This is a genomic window from Stieleria bergensis, assembly GCA_007745635.1.
GTDB classification, from domain to species: Bacteria; Planctomycetota; Planctomycetia; order Pirellulales; family Pirellulaceae; genus Stieleria; species Stieleria bergensis.
Window position 1 is genome coordinate 494,510 of sequence record CP036272.1, and the last position, 14,968, is coordinate 509,477.

The 14,968-nt window shown below is 55.3% G+C and carries 10 protein-coding genes; 4 read left to right on the forward strand and 6 right to left on the reverse strand.

The genetic code is table 11. The features are described from left to right. Positions 1–2: 2 nt before the first annotated feature. Together SV7mr_RS01565 and SV7mr_RS01570 are read right to left on the reverse strand one after the other, a co-directional pair. Positions 3–1,454: a DUF1501 domain-containing protein gene (locus SV7mr_RS01565; protein ID WP_145268585.1), complete on the reverse strand. Its 1,452-nt coding sequence runs from the start codon at positions 1,452–1,454 to the stop codon at positions 3–5. 2 nt (positions 1,455–1,456) lie between these two features. Beyond that, positions 1,457–4,213 (reverse strand): PSD1 and planctomycete cytochrome C domain-containing protein, encoded by a 2,757-nt coding sequence (locus SV7mr_RS01570; RefSeq protein ID WP_145268587.1) that lies wholly within the window; start codon positions 4,211–4,213, stop codon positions 1,457–1,459. A 240-nt stretch (positions 4,214–4,453) separates the two neighbouring features. Between SV7mr_RS01570 and SV7mr_RS01575 the strand changes: the two genes are divergently transcribed. Then, positions 4,454–5,503, forward strand: a complete 1,050-nt coding sequence (locus tag SV7mr_RS01575; protein ID WP_145268589.1) for a YybH family protein — start codon at positions 4,454–4,456, stop codon at positions 5,501–5,503. A 1,049-nt stretch (positions 5,504–6,552) separates the two neighbouring features. Beyond that, positions 6,553–7,269 carry a hypothetical protein gene (locus SV7mr_RS01580; RefSeq protein ID WP_145268592.1) on the forward strand — a complete coding sequence of 239 codons (717 nt, stop codon included), beginning with the start codon at positions 6,553–6,555 and terminating at the stop codon, positions 7,267–7,269. 155 nt (positions 7,270–7,424) lie between these two features. On the opposite strand, the gene SV7mr_RS01585 is transcribed toward SV7mr_RS01580, so the two are convergent. Beyond that, the gene (locus tag SV7mr_RS01585) at positions 7,425–8,756 is read right to left on the reverse strand and encodes a Gfo/Idh/MocA family protein (RefSeq protein ID WP_145268594.1); all 1,332 of its coding nucleotides are present in this window, start codon (positions 8,754–8,756) and stop codon (positions 7,425–7,427) included. Between the two features lie 528 nt (positions 8,757–9,284). Further along, complete coding sequence (locus SV7mr_RS01590; RefSeq protein WP_145268596.1) at positions 9,285–10,073, reverse strand: class I SAM-dependent methyltransferase; 789 nt, start codon at positions 10,071–10,073, stop codon at positions 9,285–9,287. Positions 10,074–10,275: 202 nt separating this feature from the next. Here SV7mr_RS01590 and yaaA point away from each other — a divergent pair, with 202 nt between their 5' ends. Beyond that, positions 10,276–11,040 (forward strand): peroxide stress protein YaaA, encoded by a 765-nt coding sequence (yaaA, locus tag SV7mr_RS01595; RefSeq protein ID WP_145268598.1) that lies wholly within the window; start codon positions 10,276–10,278, stop codon positions 11,038–11,040. A 191-nt stretch (positions 11,041–11,231) separates the two neighbouring features. Further along, positions 11,232–13,037 (forward strand): tetratricopeptide repeat protein, encoded by a 1,806-nt coding sequence (locus SV7mr_RS01600; protein ID WP_419187963.1) that lies wholly within the window; start codon positions 11,232–11,234, stop codon positions 13,035–13,037. Between the two features lie 103 nt (positions 13,038–13,140). On the opposite strand, the gene SV7mr_RS01605 is transcribed toward SV7mr_RS01600, so the two are convergent. Beyond that, positions 13,141–13,341 (reverse strand): hypothetical protein, encoded by a 201-nt coding sequence (locus SV7mr_RS01605; protein ID WP_145268602.1) that lies wholly within the window; start codon positions 13,339–13,341, stop codon positions 13,141–13,143. A gap of 204 nt (positions 13,342–13,545) precedes the next feature. Beyond that, positions 13,546–14,778 carry a DUF1559 domain-containing protein gene (locus tag SV7mr_RS01610; RefSeq protein WP_145268604.1) on the reverse strand — a complete coding sequence of 411 codons (1,233 nt, stop codon included), beginning with the start codon at positions 14,776–14,778 and terminating at the stop codon, positions 13,546–13,548. Between the last annotated feature and the right edge of the window lie 190 nt (positions 14,779–14,968).

Consider the following 14,968-nt stretch of genomic DNA (forward strand, 5'->3'; position numbering starts at 1 on the left):
CCTTAGGCCAGCAACTCTTGGATCACTTCGCCGCCAAACTGTGATAACTGTTTGTGTCGACCAGCATGGAAATACGTTAAGTGATTATCGTCTAAGCCCAAAAGGTGCAAAAGTGTGACATGGACGTCGCGAATATGATGCACGCACTGCACGGCCTCGGCGCCGATCTCGTCGGTCGCTCCGATCCGGTGTCCGGCTTTGGTGCCTCCGCCAGCAAACCACATGCACATGGCTTTTGCATTGTGATCGCGTCCGTAGGACTGGCCGCCTCCTCGCAGCCCATTGTCTGGTGTGCGGCCAAATTCTCCGCAGAAAACCACCAGTGTCTCTTCCAGCAGGCCACGCTGTTTGAGATCTGCCAGGAGCGCGGCGATCGGCTGATCCACCGATTCAATTAAGGCGCCGTGAGCCTTTTGGATGTAGTCGTGACTGTCCCAGTTGCCAGCATAGGCTTGGACGAATCGCACGCCACTCTCTAGCAGTCTCCGTGCCAGCAGGCATTTGCGACCGAAGGCATCGGTATTTGAATTGCCAATGCCATAGGCATCCAGCGTGCGTTGATCTTCGCCAGCAAGATCCAGGACTTCAGGTACCTCCGTCTGCATGCGATAGGCCAGTTCGTAGCTTTTTAGCCGCGCCTCTAAGTCGCTGCGTCCGGGACGAGCGTCTAAGTGTTTCTGGTTTAGTTTGCCAAGCAGATCCAAGTTGCTGCGCTGTGCCTGAGGAAGAATCGCCTGCTGTGGGTTCAGGTTTAAGATCGGACTGCCGGCGGCTCTTAAGGGGGTCCCTTGGAATTTCGCTGGCAGAAAGCCGTTTCCCCAGTTGCCGGCACCACCTTGCGGATAGCTGGAACGCGGCAGGACAACAAAGCCCGGCAAATTGTCGTTTTCGCTTCCTAGTCCATAGTTGACCCATGATCCAACTGCCGGATCGCCGCCAAATTGATTGCCGGTGTTCAGTTGATAGCAGGCGGTAGGATGATTCACCGAGTCGACCTGGGCGCCGTGGTAAATGCAAAGATCATCCGCATGCTTGGCCAGGTGCTTCCAAGGTTCGGAAAGGCTAATGCCACTGCTGCCTGCCTGAATGAATTTGAACGGGCTTTTGACGAAGTAGCGTTTGCCCGACGACATCGCGGATTCCATTTCACCGCTGCGGGTGAACGCTTGAAGATGCCGTTGATTGAGTTCCGGTTTCGGATCAAAGGTATCCAGGTGTGATGGACCACCTTCCATCATCAAGAATAAGCAGCGTTTCGCTTTGGGGCGATGATGCGTGCCGGAGACGCTTGCGGATGCAGCTTTCGCTGGGGCGGCCGATGGGTTGTCCGCTGCCAGCATGCTCGTTAGGGCGACGGCTCCTAAACCCGCCCCAATGCCATACAACGCTTCGCGGCGCGTTGGAGTGACCCATGCTTGAGCAGCCCTTCGATGGTGTGTCTGTGCTGAGTTCATGATTAGTCAAGGTAAAGGAATTCGTTACTGTTAAAAAGCACGAGGCACACAGCTGCTAGGCCACGGGTCGTTGCGCTAATATCAGCGGGCTGCAGATCAGCTTGGTAGTTCTTGTAGGCAGGCATGTGTTCGACGAACGAATAGGGCTGTCCCGTTTTTTCGGCCATCACAGTACGCTGCAGTTGATCGGCGATAGCCGTCGGTTCTGGTGGCGCGGGCAGTGCCGCGTGTTGTCGCCAGTGTTGCAGACACAGCATTGTTTCTGCTTCGTCAGGCTGCCGGCCCAGGCAGATTTCAAAGGCCTGGCGAATGGTTTCTTTGGGCGTTGCCTGGCGTTGGATCAGTTGATCTGCCATCGCGATGGCTCGCTGCAAGACCTCCTCAGAGTTCAGTAAGGTTAATGCTTGCGGCGCGATGATGGATGTTTCTCGCAGTTCACAAGACTTGTCCGGTCCGGGTTGATTGAAGGTCTCCATGAATGGATCTCGCAGGCCACGAATCTTTTCAGCATAGATCGTTCGCCGATTGCGCTGGCTGGGCAACGGATCGGGCTCATAAACGGATGCCGTTCCACCCATGATTTGGCGAGGCTGAAAGGCCACTTCCAGATTCAGGTCAGGCCGGCATGGGATGCCGCCAACCTGCCGATTTAGTTCGCCACTGCAGGCCAGCATGGCGTCGCGAATTTCTTCGGCTGTCAGCCGGCGAGGTTGAAACACAGCATACAGTTTGTTTTGTGAATCGCGCTGCGCGACAAGCTCTGGATGGGGATGGGTGCTGTTGCGACGATAGACCCGAGAGGACACGATCAATTGGTTCAATTTTCTAACGGACCAGTCGTTGTCCATGAACCAGCGTGCCAAGTAGTCCAGCAGTGGGCCATGTGTGGGCGCCGCGCCGGTTGCGCCGAAATTGTTTGGATTGCCAGCCAAGCCGGAACCAAAGTGCCAGGACCAAACGCGATTCACGATGACGCGTGCCGTTAAGGGGTTGTCGGGCGAGGTGATCCAGCGTGCCAGCGCGAGTCGGCGTTTGCCTCGGCTGGCCGGGAATGGCTGGTGGTTCATGTTGCCAAGCGATTCGGCGGCACTGAGGGCTCCCGGCGTCACCGGATCGGTCGGCGAGTAGATGTTGCCACCTGCCAGGATCGCATCGGTGTCGAACTGTCCTTTGTTCCATGGATTGGCTGGCATCAGAAGTCGCGTGCTGACATTCCTGTATTGGATCGTCTTTCCTGTATAGACCGTCAGTGCAATGGGTTTGGTGCGATCAAGTTCCAAGCGATGACGCTGCATGTTTTTGTTCATGCGAGCTAACGAGGCTTCGTCCCCTGGCGCAAGCCCGTTGTCACCAACTTTTGCATCTCCGGTTTCTTGCTCGCGTTTTTGACTGACCTGTTGATTCAGTTCTTTAGACTGCTGTTGATAGGCTTGAATCTTTTCATTGACCCAGTTGTCTGAGTTGGCGAAGTTGGCCTGATTTTCTGCCGACAGGAACGCGACATCGCGTTCGGCAAATTGAGTCGTCGAAAAGACTGCCATCATGCGATAGTAATCGCGTGTTGGAACCGGATCGAATTTGTGGTCGTGGCATTTTGCACATTGCAGAGCATGCCCCAAGAAAGCTTGGCCGACGGTGTCGGTGATGTCGTCCAACCATTGTTGACGCGTTTCCTTAAAGACGCTCATTGAGGTCTGTTCCCACGGCCCCATTCTTAGAAAGCCAGTCGCAATCAGGTTCTCGCCGTTGCGGTCATCTAGCTCATCACCGGCAAGTTGTTGTTGAACGAAGGTGTTGAAGGGCACGTCGTTTTGAAATGCACGGATCACGTAATCTCGATAACGCCAGGCGTTGGGCCGGGAGTAGTCGTTGGCAAATCCAGCCGTGTCGGCATAGCGAACCACGTCCAGCCAGCGCTGAGCGAAGTGTTCGCCATAGTGTGGTGAAGCCATCAGTTGCTGAGCGTAATCATTGATCGCTTGCCCAGGGTCATTGCGATACTGCTGTACGAATGCATCGGCCGCCTCCACTTGCGGCGGCAGTCCGGTCAAGCCAAAGCTCAAACGTCGGGCGATCGTGGTGGCGCTGGCCTGACCGGCGGCTGGCAATTCAGCTTGCTTAAGTGATTGGTCAATCAGGTAATCTATCGGGTGTGCGTTGTTGGGCACCGAGACTTTTTGCAGTGGTCGATAAGCCCATAGGTTCTGCGCTTCGTATCGTCGAAATTGCCAGTCATCGGAGAGCGCTTTGCTGGTGTCAACAACAATGCCCTGGTCAAACTGTTGACGGATCAGCGTGCTGCGTTGTTCATCCGGCCAAGGAGCGCCCGCGTTGATCCAGTCACGAAGGTGCCAGTACTGTTCCTGGCTGAGGGCTTCTGCTTCCTTGGGAGGCATTTCATAGCCTTCTTCGCTACGCTTCGCGGTGCGGTACAAGGCACTGGCACCAGCATTCCCAGGGACCAGGACTTTGTCTTCAAAGTTGTCGCCACCGGCAAGCATGCTCTCGCGGTTGCGCAGGTCGAAGCCACCTTCGATGGCATCCTGATCGGCGCCATGGCAAGCCAAGCACTTTTCCGAGATCAGTGGCTGGACATGAAGGGCAAAGAGTTTCTCGCCTTCGCTGAACGTCGTTTCAGATTCCTGGGTGACGTTTTCAGCCGGCTCTGGCGAAGCTTGTTGTGCGGCTGCCGAATGGATGCGGTTGAATGCGATTAAAGCGGCGCAGGCAGCGAGAACACAGCGTAGGAAGGGTGGCATTCGTTCTGTGCAGGGAAAAGGGAAAGCGTTTCGGAGGGGCCTTTAGTTTACTCCCTCGTCTGTTTCAGGTGCAAACGTGGCGTTGGTAAATCTTTCAACTGAACAGAGTTTCTCGAGATGGAATGCCCTCTCCAGTCGGTGAGGTAAATGACTCAAAGTCGCCGGATTTCGTTGTGAGGACCGGAGGGGAGTCTAGGTTTTTAGGTATTCCTGTCTCTTGTTTCTCTCGGAGAACGCTCGATGCTGACAAAGCTTGGAATGAAACGCCTGGTGCGATTACACATGCTGCCCCCAATTGTTTGTGCAGCGACGCTGGGCACCATCCTGTTCGGTGCTGCTGACGGGCAAACAGGCCACTTGGTCGATGCTCAGGAGGCCATTAACCAGATCGGTCAAGAACCGGTGGTGGTGGAGATCGAACAGCCTGGTGATGATGCGGTGCTGGACTTGAAAGAGGAACAGGGATCTCAGGAAGATTCAGATCGAGTGGCCCTGCAGGAAGCGATAGAACAATACGTTGCAGCTTTCAATGAACGTGATGTTGAACGCTTTGTTGCACTTTGGACGGAGGAGGCGCTGTATCGGTCTGACGATCGTGATTCCCCAGTCGCAGGTCGAGAGGCACTCACGGAGTTGGTCAAGAATCTATTTGATCACTCAGGCGATCTTAAGTTGTTGGTCGACACTCAGTCGCTGGAATTTGTGTCACCGCAGGTTGCAATCGAAACCGGTCAGGCCTCCGTACAGGTCGATGGCAAAGTAACCGAGAGTGACTATCGCACGGTGTATGTCAAACAAGCTGGTAAGTGGTTGATTGATTCAGTCAATGAGCAAGTGCGTTTTAAGGCGCCCAGCCGAGATTGGGAACTCCATGGTCTTGGGTTTTTAGTCGGTCGTTGGGTGTATCAGGCCGATGACTTGGCAATTGATCTGCGCTGTCACCGGTCAGTTAACTCTAACTTTCTCGTTCGCAAGTACATCGTTCAGGGACGTGATGAATTGGAGTCTGTGGGGATACAGCTGATTGGTTGGGATCCAGCGGACAAGCGAATTAAGAGTTGGTTGTTTGATTCGCACGGCAGTGTCGTCGAGGGTAACTGGGAGCAGGTCGGCGATCATTGGACCGTGCATTCGAACGCGACACTAGGCGATTCTGAACAGGGGACGTTTAGCGTCGCGATCACTCCAGTGGATGCCAACACTTATCGTTGGCGAAAGTTCAATCGAAGTATCGGTGCAACGCTGCTGCCAAATGTTTCTGAGATTCAGTTTGAGCGTTTGCCGGAGTAATTCGGCTTCCTTGGCCGCTTCACAACAAAGAGAAAAAGATGACAACGATGTATCAGCGACTCCTTTGGATACCGTGCGGGATCTGTTTAGTTGGATGGTTTGGCATGGAGTGCCCTGAAGTAGAGGCACGCGGGTTCGGCGGTGGTGGCGGTTTCCGGAGCGGTGGTATGTCGCGGCCCAGTATGTCGCGGCCCAGTATGTCGGCTGGTCGGTCACCGTCTTTTAGCCGGCCGTCTCCATCTTTCAATCGTCCCTCGTCATCAATTTCGCGACCGAACAGTTTTCGCCCCAGTTCGCCAGCCCTGGGTGGTTCACAACCTGGATCCATTGCTCGCTCAAACTTTCCTTCTAGTCGCCCATCGTTAGGTCAGGGAAGTTTCGGTGGCAGTCGGGACCTTCCATCACGCGGAAGTCTTGGTGGCGACTCCGTGCAAGGTAACCCTTTTCAGTCCGGTCTGGGAGGTCGCCCCGGGACTAAGCAAGGGGCCGGAAACTTCAACCGCGGTGCCTTCGGTCAGGGGGGGCGGCCCACTGATTCACAGTTGAATCATTTCCTCGAAGGCGGACGCGGCGCAATGTCGGCAGGAGCTTTCGCAGGCGGCGGGGCAGCGGCAGCATTCCTGAGCCGGGAGTCGGGCGGTGCGAGCCCCTTCCCCCGTCCTGGCAACGTGAGTCGTCCTGGCAACGGAAACCGTCCGGTCGATCCTGGTTTCGGACAACGTCCGCCTGGTGACAGACCTGGCGGTGGAGACCGACCCGGTGATCGTCCTGGCAACGGAAACCGTCCGGTCGATCCTGGTTTCGGGCAACGTCCGCCTGGTGACAGACCCGGCGGTGGAGACCGACCCGGTGATCGTCCTGGCAATGGAAACCGTCCGGTCGATCCTGGTTTCGGACAACGTCCGCCTGGTGACAGACCTGGCGGTGGAGACCGACCCGGTTTTGGCAATCGTCCGATTGATCCCGGGTTTGGTTATCGACCACCAGGGTATAGGCCGCCCTATCATCGGCCTCCAGGAACACGACCGCCCTGGTATCGTCCACCCGGAATGCGACCACCAGGGTATCGGCCGCCAGCTTACCGACCACCGCCATCCTTTCGTTGGCCGTCGTATGGCTTGGGCTATTGGAATCGCAATCCCTGGCACTGGGGATGGGGGAATCACGATTGCAACTGGTGGGCCTGGGCGACCGCAGGTGCTGTTACTGGTTGGCTGGGAACAGCTTGGTTTGACACAGCGCAGCCCGTTTATTACTCCTACGGTGATAACTTGTACTACGAAGGAGACACGGTTTACTACAACGAGCAGCCCGTCGCCAGCACGACCGAGTACGCGCAGCAGGCCCAGCAGATCGCCGACAATGTGCCCGACGTGCAATCGGACCAAATCGAGTGGCTGCCGCTAGGCGTCTTTGCGCTCACTGAGAGTAATGAGACTGCCGAAGATGCCACGATATTCTTACAATTGGCGATCAGCAAAGAAGGCATTATCGCCGGCACGGTCCAGAACACCACGTCCGATGAATCCTTCGAAGTTCAGGGGACGATCGACAAGGACTCACAGCGTGCTGCCTGGGGCCCAAGGGGAAAAGATTGGCCAATTATGGAAACAGGTTTGTATAATCTGACAGAAAACCAATGCAGTGCATTGATCCACTTTTCTGAGTCGGAGACACAGCAGTGGTACCTATTCCGATTGGATGAAGAAGAGAAGAACAAGCAAAGCGACAGTCAGGAAGGTGGCACCGAGCGCGTTCTGGATTAGCGAACGCCGCGATCATGCGTTAACCGGAATGAATCGTTGTTCGGAAGATCAGCCGATGGCTGGTTGATGTTTAGTCAAGTAATCATGAAAAAAGCCAGCCATCGCAAGTTGCGACGGCTGGCTTTGTCTTTGGCTGTGCTGTGAAGCAGGTTCGCTTAGGCTTTCGCGAATGGGTCGTACTGTCCAGGAACTGGAATGGGGTACTTGCCGTCGGCGCCCGGAGACGCTGGTGGAACAGTATCGAGAGTGTAGTCATCGATACCGGGAGCCAATTCGGTTCCGTTCTTGAGCAGGTCGTCCCACTTCAGGATGCGACCGCTGTAGCAAGCCTCACGACCCAGGATTGCGGTGAACGTCGACATCGCACCGTATTCACCTTCGTTGTAGATGTCACCGCGAGAGAGAGCAGCGATCAAGTCGTTTTGCTCTTGCTGGTGTCCGCGTTGGCGTTGGCCTTCGAAACGCCAGTTGCCAGCCGAGCTGTCAATGCTGCTGCCGGAAACGTTCGCGGTACCTTTGCTGCCGTGTGCGTACTCGGCAACATGCTTGAACGATTTGCCGCCTAGGTGACGACCTTGGCTGTACATCTTGGTGCCGTCACTGAAAGTGTATTCGCAGAACGTGTGATCAAAGATCTGGCTCTTGGTTGCATCGCCATTCATGCGAAGCTCACGTCCACCCATGCCGTTACATTCGACGGGGTATTCACCTTTCAGCCAGCAGCCAACATCCAGGTTGTGGATGTGTTGCTCACAGATTTGGTCACCGGAGAGCCAGTTGAAGTGGTACCAGTTATTGCACTGGAAGCCCATTTCAGTTTGTTCTTCGGTACGGTTGCGATACCAGATGCCGCCGCCGTTCCAGTAAACGCGTGTGCAGAGGACGTCACCGATGGCGCCATCTTGAATCCGTTGAATGGTTTCTTTGTATTGGTTTTCGTGGCGTCGCTGCAGCCCGATACCAACCATCAAGTTTTTCTTCTTGGATTCTTCGACGGCAGCCAGAACACGTCGAACGCCCGTGGCATCCGAAGCGACAGGTTTTTCCATGAAGATGTGCTTGCCAGCGTTGACCGCTGCTTCAAACTGTTGCGGCTTGAAGCCTGGAGGCGTGGCGATGATGACCAAGTCCGCATCGACTTGCAGCAGTTTCTTGTAGCCGTCCAAGCCGCTGAAGATGTTTTCAGCTGGCACGTCTACCATGTCAGCGTACTTGCCCTTTTCACGAGACTTCAGAGAGTTGACCACTCCGGAAGCCTTCGCTTCGAACGCATCGTGAACAGCGACCAGTTTGACTTTTCCACCGCTATTGAAAATGTTCATGGTGGCGCCAGTACCGCGACCACCACAGCCGATCAGCGCGAACTTGATTTCGTCGCTTCCTTGGGCGTGAGCCGAACGGGCGATTGTGCTGCTGAGGACGGTTCCCGCTGCAGCTGCGGCAGAAGATTTTTTCAGAAAGTTTCGTCGTGTCGGCTGGTTATCCATGAGGTGATCCTTTTCGGCTATCTCGTTACGAAGTTGTCTCTCGTCCAAGGACGAAATGATTTCAAGTGGTTCGACTGTGAAGCAGGAGGTGCTTCACGTTTGCTCGGGCGTGGCGATTCAGCGGTTCATTGAAGGTGCTGGATCGCTGTTCTCGAGGCTCCCCGACTCGCTGGCCCATCGGTACGCAGCGTTTCGCATCAAGCTGTGGCTTCGGTGATGTTTGGCCGACTGTAGAGGGAGTCAGCCGCGAGGGGGAAGGGAACGTGAGGGTGACTAAATCCCCATCGGTTTATTGTAGTGGGATTCTGTGCGGATTTAACTGATTGTAGCGCGATTTTTCGTCTTCCCGAGGCTTTTAGAGGGGGGGGACGATCCCGCTCCTGTGTCCCCACGCTGTGAAACGGAGCCAAAAACGCGGCGCAATGCCGGTGTGTGGGCCAGCCGCCCCTGTTTGGCTGCCTGCTAGATGGGAGTTCCGTGGGGGCGGGGAGATTTCAGATGCAGCTGTCGCGAGCGACTTGGCGTAAGCTACTTTCCTGGATTTCGCTGCAGCACATAGACAACGTCTTCGGTTGTGCCATCGACTTCGATCGGTTCATTCAGGTCGTAGCCAAAGTCAAACGTGGCCAAGCATTGCCATTGCTTTCCATAGCCAATCAGCGCGTCCATTTGTTTTTTGGTGTAGCTGCGCAGGACCAATTCGTCCTCGATGCGGAAACTGCCGCTGGGCCGGTGAATGTCAAAGCGGATGCCGAACCGCTCCACGCGAGTTTTGGGATTGCGATCGTTGGTCCACATGTGTGTGTTGACGGTGAGCCGGCCTCGACTCGCGCTCCATGATTCGCCATCGCTTGGTTCGGATTGGGTCGGCGTCAGATGGACACCCAGCAAATACAGTCCGCCCGGCTTGATCGTGTCTGCCATGCAAGCGAAGTGATCACGGGCGGCGGTTTCGCTGGACAAGTGGCGAAAACTATTGATGGTATTGAACGCCACATCTGATTTGCGTTTGCTGCGGAAATCAGACATGTCGTCCACGCTTGCGCGATGCGGCATGTCATGGCGTTCGAAACGCTGATTGCAAAACTCAATGGCTTTCGGATTCAGATCAAGCCCCGCGACGTCATAACCCCGACGTGCCAAGGCATACAGGAGGCGGCCGGTCCCGCAGGCCGGTTCAAAGAAACGCTTCGCCGGACGAGGCAGAAAAATGTGCGCACAGCCGAGGATGAATTTTGTCTCCGCAGCACAATCCGCACCGAAAACCAAGTCGTAGTATTTGGGATGGTCGTAGATCGATTCGTGCAGGATTTCCATCAATTGGTCGAGCCTAAGAAGACGCAAATAAGAATGTGGGTGTCTTTCAACGCTGCCCAACAGGATAGAACGCCCATTGAGTTGGCACAATGCACACCCCGAAGACAACCGGGCGGGCCTTCAAGACCTGCCTTGTCGGAGGCTATCATGTTACGGTGTTGGGAATCTCTGCGTACACGCTTTTACATCGCCCGGTTTCGTCATGCTGCTGATCTTGTCTCCGTCAAAGACCATCCAGGAAAGTTCTCAGTCGCCCGTGGTTCCGGTCTCGCAGCCGGAGTTGCTTGATCAGAGCGCCGTGCTGGTGGCGCAGTTAGCGAAGTTGACGGCACAGAAACTGCAAGTCTTGATGGGCACCAGCGAGAAATTGACGCAGCTCAATTATCAGCGTTATCAAGCCTGGCAGGCACCGCTGCCCGAGTCGGCGCCGCCGGCGATCTTGGCGTTTCAAGGCGATGTTTATACCGGCCTGAACGCCGAACAAATGACCGCCTCCCAGCTCAAGTATGCCCAGGACCATCTGCGGATTCTCAGTGGTTTGTACGGTGTGTTGCGACCACTCGATGCCATGTTGCCCTACCGTTTGGAAATGGGGACGAAAATGAAGACGTCGCAATGCGCGAGCTTGTATGAGTTTTGGGGTGAACAATTGACCGATTCGATCAATGCTCAATTGACAGCCACGAAATCCAAACGGTTAGTCAACTTGGCGTCCAATGAGTACTTCAAGTCATTGAAGGTAAAACGCCTTGTTGCTGACGTTGTGACTCCGGTCTTTAAAGACGCAAGCAATGGCAAGTATCGCATGGTCAGTGTGTTCGCGAAGAAGGCTCGCGGTACGATGGCGGCATGGATGATCCGCAAAAAGATCAAGAGCGCTCAGAAGCTGATCGCCTTTGCCGAAGATGGTTACTATTATGATGAAGCATCATCCACAGAGTCCAAGCCGGTGTTCTTGAGAGATTAAGTGAGCCGGTTCGTTTTGGATGATGGCAGTTCGGTTGGTGAGTCGTTTGTGATTCTCGGGTGATGGGGCGTTCGTTGAGTCAAAGAAAGTCAAAGCAAAACACCGCTTCACAGACCAAGCCCGATCGCACTGAAAGGTCATCCGGTCGGGAGGCTGATGCAAAAGCCACGTCGCAACGATGGTGGTTCTCTGTGCCAACGGACTTGGGCGACGCAGATCGTCCACTCTCCGGTCGCTGGCCGGGCTTCATCTGGTTGCTGCTGATTTCGGCATTCGCGCTGCTGCTTCGTCTTGCGAATGTTTATCAGACCAGTGCGCTGCCGACCGTCGTCAGTCCGCTCGGCGACAGTCGCGGCTACTTGCAATGGGCAGACCAGATCGTTGGCGGAAACTGGTGCGGCACTGAACCGTTTTATCAAGCTCCGGCGTATCCCTACTTTCTGGCGCTGCTCAAGGCGGTTTTCGGCGACAGTGTCGCCGCGATTCGAGTCTGCCAGTCGCTGCTTGGCAGCGCTGCGGTGCTGTTGGTCGGATTGGCAACGCAACGCCTGTTTGGAATCCGCTATGGCATTGCCGCAGGGTTGGCGTTGGCGCTGTATCCGCCGGCGATCTTTTATGATGGATTGATCCAAAAGGCCGCCTTGGCCAGTTTTTTGCTTTGTGCGCTGCTGTACTTGATCAGTCTGGCAAATGTTGGCCGCTGGCAAGTCATGGCTGCAACCGCCTGTGGAGCCTGCTTAGGGTTGCTGTGCTTGACTCGTGAGAACGCTTTGATCTGGTCACCCGTGCTGGTGCTGTGGTTTCTGTGGAGCAGCGGCAGCGAACAACAGAGTCCTGCGGTGACAGATGACGTTCAAGCAACGAACGGGAAGTCGTGGATTCCAGATCGACGCTCGCTTCAAAAAGGATTGGCATTTGTCGCTGGTCTGATCGTTGTCTTTTTGCCCGTGGTGGTGCGCAATGGGTTGCTGGGCGGCGTTTGGTCGCCGACAACGTTCCAGGCTGGGTCGAACTTTTACATTGGCAATCATGCCCATGCGACAGGCGTCTACCAACCACTCATCTCTGGACGCGAGACGCCGCTGTACGAACGCAGCGATGCAATTCAGTTGGCGGAACAGAATACCGGTCGCGAGTTGACGGCGGCCGAAGTGTCACAGTTTTGGTTCGACAAGGCGTTCGCTGAAATCGGCGAAGCCCCAGGACGCTGGGTGCGTTTGTTGGCAACGAAGTCGCTGATGGTGATCAACGATTTTGAAGTCCCCGATGTCGATAGTTATCAGTTGTTCTCGCAGTTTAGTGTCGCATTGATGGTGCTGTCACCGATTTGGAGTTTTGGCTGGTTGTTCGCGCTTGCATGGATTGGCATGTTGACCACCGTTGGCCGGTGGCGATCGCTGTGGTGGTATTACTTGCTTCACTTGGCAATGCTGGCTGCGATTGTGGGTTTCTTTTTGCTGGGCCGTTACCGACAACCACTGGCGGTGTTGCTGATGCCGATCGCAGCCGTCGGAGTCATCACACTGGTCGATGCTATCGGCGACCGTCGTTGGCGACCGTTGATCACTGCGTCGCTGATCCTTGTTGCCAGTGTGCTGGTTGGGAAATTGCCGGTATACGATCGCCAGGCAATGCAAGCGAGTGCCTGGATGAATGCAGGGATTGCAGCGGGGCGCCAGCAAGACTACCCGCAGAGCATTCGCTATTTTGAGACCGCGTTGCAAATGGACGCAGACTTGCCAGAGGCTCATTTCAACCTTGGTCGAGCACTGCAGTTGTCGGGACGCCCTGATTTGGCGCTCCAGTCCTATCGCCGGTCGTTGCACTTGAATCCTGACTTGATTGACGCTTATGTGCCACTGGCCCAGGTTCTAGAGCAGATGGGGCAGGTTGCTGATGCGATGGTGGTCTATGAGGAAGCGCTGCGTGTCAATCCTGTTGATGCGCGTGCGGCGGCAGCGCTCAGTCGCTTGAACGCCACGCTAGCGGCACCTTAACCATGCTTGGGCAGGGCTGATTCATGGACATGAAAAAACGCCAATCCGCAACCTGCGGACTGGCGTTTGAAGTTCAATGGAGCGTCATGCTCGTCGCGAGAGACTATTCGTCTCCCGCGCCGGGGTCCGTATCGTTCTCAGCGGCTTCCATTTCTGCCTCATAATCCGCGTCCATCTGAGCGTTCTCTTCTTCGGTCTCCTTGCTTTCAATGACCGTCGGTTCTTTGCCGCCGCAGCCGAGGGCTGGAAGCGTTAGCGTAGCGACAGTGAACAGGAAAGCGGCAAATGATTGGGTGAGTTTCATCGTGAGGATCGTGGTTATTCGAATCAAGGTAGGTAAGGTTTAGGGCAGGAGCTTTAAATTGCCAGAACAGCAATGCTTCGATAGTCCTGGCCCTGTTGTTGAATGCAGATGGCTAGCCATCTGTTGTGGGTGTGAAAGGAAACGGCCAAGGCAAGTGTGGTTGCTTGCCCTGGCGTTGCAAATGCTTGTCAAGCGAAGTGCAGCTTAGTTGACGATTTGGTCGCCGCTGTCGCCATTGAGCTGTTTGGTTTCTCCGTTGGCACGGGTTCCCGCAGCGCCCCACAATCCATACGGGCTTTCAACGCCCTGGACGTTGGGACTTGCACTTGGAGAACGGCAAACGGTCGGCTGATTCAAGTCGCCAGTGTCAACGCTTTCTGTGATGAAGGTGACGCCACCATCGCCCCAGAGCACATGGCACCCGCCAGGGTGACGGCTGCCGGCGGTGAAGAAGCCGTGGTTGCCGTCGCTGTTGTTACGCACGCAACTGGCCGAGTTCGGAGGCAAGATGGTTTGCACACCCATGTAGGCAATGCGGCCATCCGCCCAACGAGCACCCCGTCCATTGTTGATGCCGTTGTTGATCGTGGCCGATGGATCGTAAAACGCAGGGCGTTCTGGATCGATGTGACCTCCATTACGGCAATTGATTGGCACGCCAATGTGCTCGCCAGCACCGGGTTGGAGGATGGAGCCAAGGTTACGAGCGTAGTCCGCTTTGACTTCACGCTGCGCCAGCGAGGTACAGATCTCGGCACACGCGATGGTGTTGGACGTGCCATCCAGAATGTCACGGAATCGCATCTTGGTACGAGCGCGGAAGAAGCCACGTTGACCGGCAAGTGCTCGCGTGACCATCCAGTTTTCGTCAAAGTCTTGACTGGTGTTTGTGGAGTTGTTGTTCTGCGAATAGCCTCGCTCGTTTTTACCACCGCTCCACGCATAGTTAAACGTGTCACCGTAACTCGCAGCATAGTTGCAGCGGCCAAGTTGGGCGCCTTCACCAGGGTCACTGGGGCAGCGAAGCAGTGGAATCTGCGATGCCCAGGGATCGAACTGGCGAATCCACGGAGCCGGTCCCATCGGCGGCCAGGTGCCGTAGCCTTTGCTAATGCGTTCCCACATCGGTTGCTGTTCCATGTACGGCAGCAGTGGAACCATGAAGCTTAATCGCATTCGGTTACTTAGGTTGCTGATCGGGTTCACATAGGAACGGCCAGTGCCGGTCATGTTGGTAGGCAACTGATTGAACGCCGCATGATAATCGTGCATCGCAATTCCAATGTTATGGAAATTATTGCTGCACGACATCCGTCTAGCTGCCTCTCTGGCCGCTTGCACGGCGGGAAGAAGCAGGCCGACCAAGATGCCAATGATGGCAATCACGACAAGCAGTTCCACGAGTGTGAAACCCTGTCGCTTCGTTGGTTGGGTCATAAGTCTCTCCATCCATCTTTAATGACAAACAAAATAAAACACTTACCAGCGGCTTCTTCAGCCAACGGCAAGTTCGTACGCTCTATAAAATCTCTCGCCAGCGGATTTTTGAATTCAACGGCAAGGGAGTACACATTGTGATGCTGTCATGATGCGTTGGAATGCTGAATTAATCCTGCGAACGCGTCAT